Origin of the sequence: Mesorhizobium sp. M7A.F.Ca.CA.004.06.1.1, assembly GCF_003999135.1 — a bacterium.
Taxonomy (GTDB): Bacteria; Pseudomonadota; Alphaproteobacteria; order Rhizobiales; family Rhizobiaceae; genus Mesorhizobium.
The window spans coordinates 1-1,917 of record NZ_RZPQ01000945.1 but is presented as its reverse complement, the minus strand read 5'-3'; the positions used below and the strand labels follow the sequence as shown (position 1 = coordinate 1,917).

At 64.3% G+C, this 1,917-nt stretch carries 2 protein-coding genes and 1 pseudogene; 2 read left to right on the top strand and 1 reads right to left on the bottom strand.

All coding sequences use genetic code 11. The features are described 5' to 3' along the window. Both EN906_RS32485 and EN906_RS37560 read left to right on the top strand, forming a co-directional pair. A partial coding sequence (locus EN906_RS32485; RefSeq protein ID WP_127375696.1) for an MATE family efflux transporter occupies window positions 1-1,018 on the top strand: 1,018 nt, incomplete at its 5' end. 300 nt (window positions 1,019-1,318) lie between these two features. Further along, on the top strand, window positions 1,319-1,492 hold the full coding sequence (locus tag EN906_RS37560; RefSeq protein WP_164748943.1) for a hypothetical protein: 174 nt from the start codon (window positions 1,319-1,321) through the stop codon (window positions 1,490-1,492). A gap of 8 nt (window positions 1,493-1,500) precedes the next feature. Here the strand turns inward: EN906_RS37560 and EN906_RS32480 are convergent. Further along, window positions 1,501-1,917: pseudogene (locus EN906_RS32480) on the bottom strand (dihydroorotate dehydrogenase (quinone)); the annotation flags it as partial.

The following is a 1,917-nucleotide window of genomic DNA, read 5'->3' as shown; positions in this document are numbered from 1 at the left end:
CGCCGGCATCGTGCTCGCTGCCCTTGCGCCGCTGGTCGCCATCGCCGGGCAAAAGTTCATGGGCGCCGAACCGCGCGTCAGCGAGGCGATGGGCGTCTACATCAGGATCAGGCTGCTCGCGGCGCCGTTCTCGCTGATCAACTACGCCATCCTCGGCTATGTGCTGGGGCGCGGCGAGGGCGGGCTTGGGCTGATGCTGCAATTGGTGCTGAACGGCATCAACATCGCGCTCTGCTTCGTGCTTGGGTTGGAACTTGGCTGGGGTGTCGCCGGCGTTGCCTGGGCGACCGTCACCGGTGAGTTCCTGGCCATGCTGCTCGGCCTGGCGATCGTTATCCGCCGGTTCCGGGCCGCCCCATCCTTGCCGCGCCACCGCCTGCTCGACATGGCCGCCTTCCTGCGCATGATGTCGCTCAACCGCGACATCATGATCCGCTCGTTCTCGCTGCTCGCCGCCTTCGCATTGTTCACCCGCCAGGGCGCGCAGTTCGGCACGGTGACGCTGGCCGCCAACGCCGTGCTGATGAACTTCTTCCTCGTCGCCGGCTATTTCCTCGACGGCTTTGCCACCGCCGCCGAACAGCTGGCGGGCCGTGCCGTCGGCGCACGTGCCGCCGCACCGTTCCGCCAGGCCGTGCGGCTGACGCTGTTTTGGGGTTTCGGACTGGCGGGAGCCGCGACGCTGGTAATGCTGTCTGGTCGCGCCAATCTGGTCGCTCTCGTGACGACATCGGAGGAAGTCCGTTCGGTGGCCGACATCTACCTGCCATGGGCGGCATTCACGGCGCTGAGCGGTGTGCTGGCGTTCCAGATGGATGGCGTCTTCATCGGCGCGACCTGGTCCCGCGACATGCGCAACATGATGCTGCTGTCGTTCCTGGTTTTCGCGACCGCGCTGCTGACCCTTGCGCCCGCCTTCGGCAACAATGGACTTTGGGCGGCGCTGCACGTCTTCCTGCTGGTGCGAGGCTTCAGCCTGCTGACGATCCTGCGGCTCAGGGTGCGGACGGCGTTTTAGACGGTGCCCTCCGGGAGGCCCTGCGCCGTCCAGGCAGCGAACGGCACCTGTTCGCGATAGGAATTTTTTCTTGACTCGGTGATCTCAGCTATGGTACATTTTTGGCCATGGTGCTGATTTGCGCCAGTGACCCGCCGCACAGGCGGGTTTTTCGTTTGATGCTCCGTCAGCCAATGCGCCGGCGAGGCTCCGAAGCAACCCGTTAAACCGAGTTCGTTGCCCTGCTGTGCGGTCGGATGCACTTGCACTTCCAGTCGATTTCCAACAGACTTGATGCACCAATTGTTCCAGGGCGAGCTTATGCGAAGCTACCTGCCATATGTCTTGGGCGCGGCGCTGGGATTGCTCGCTGCGTTCATTCTCTCCGCGGTTTCTGGCATCGGCGGCACCGCGCAATTGCTTCTCTTCGGCGTGTTGCCTGCCATCGGCGGCGCCATTTGCGAGCGGGCCGTCAGTCGCAATCTACGCTCCTGAGAGCAGGCTCAGAGTTGCCTGGACGCCCAGAAGTCGAGGCGGCTGCCGCGCAACTCGCAAATCGACTTCAGCCGTTCCTTTTCGACGAAACGGACCATTCCGGAAAGGATACGGCCCGGCAGTGAAGGCCCGGCATAGATCATGCCGGTGTAGAGCTGGACCAGATCAGCACCCGCACGGATCTTGTCCAGCGCCGTATCGGCGGAATCGACGCCGCCGACGCCGATGATGGCGCGGTCCGGTCCGAGCAGTTTGCGCATCTTCGCCAGCACGATGGTCGAACGCTCGAACAGCGGCTTTCCGGAGAGCCCGCCGGTCTCGCGCGCGGTGTCGCCGCTGCGCAATGACGGTCGGGAGATGGTGGTGTTGGAGACGATGACGCCGTCCACCTGCTTTTCGGTGACCTCGGCGGCGATGTCCTCCAG

Excerpts from the sequence above, each read along its gene's own strand:
- EN906_RS37560 (WP_164748943.1), top strand. The coding sequence starts at position 1,319 with ATGCGAAGCTACCTGCCATATGTCTTGGGCGCGGCGCTGGGATTGCTC.